The organism is Shewanella sp. DW31 (assembly GCF_015767295.1).
In the GTDB taxonomy this organism is placed as follows: Bacteria; Pseudomonadota; Gammaproteobacteria; order Enterobacterales; family Shewanellaceae; genus Shewanella; species Shewanella oncorhynchi.
The window spans coordinates 1-557 of record NZ_JADWMP020000063.1 but is presented as its reverse complement, the minus strand read 5'-3'; the positions used below and the strand labels follow the sequence as shown (position 1 = coordinate 557).

The 557-nt window shown below is 49.2% G+C and carries 1 protein-coding gene; it reads right to left on the bottom strand.

What is annotated here, in order from left to right:
• On the bottom strand, nt 1-557 hold a 557-nt coding region (locus tag GWI56_RS21620; protein WP_198574028.1), incomplete at both ends, for a CSS-motif domain-containing protein.

Below are 557 nucleotides of genomic sequence, written 5' to 3'. Positions count from 1 at the left end.
GATAATGTACCGTAAACTCATTGTGCGTTATTCCCCTGGCAATCTCCCGGGCCAGAGATAAACGTTTTAAATACCAGCGCCTGTAGAACAACATCATCCCTACAGAAAGACACAATGACAGCGGAACAAAAATAAAAAGGTTTTGTAACCAGTATGCCGATAACGTTGAGAAGGGGGTTCGCACCATCAGCTGGAGAGTGTGATCGGTTGAGGTGAACCGCTGCGTTAAAAACGCCTTACCGCGCAACGTCGCAGCGCTGGTAATCGCCTCCCCTGCGCCGAATGTCAGGCTAAAGGCTGATGCTCTCTCTGCTGCCAATATCTCTATGAGCTCCTGGACATACTGCGAATCCACAATGACGAAGGCCGCTTTATTCGCTGCTACTTTTTTCACATAAACCACAACAAGGCGATCGGGTCCTTCGGCCATACTACCGATAGATCGCAACCACCGTTCCGGATAAGAAGCAGGTAAGGAAAGCCCTGCCAGCCGGGAAAAATGATAGCGTTCGGTTCCTGTGACAAAGGAGCAAGTGATATCACCATTTTCCAGAAAC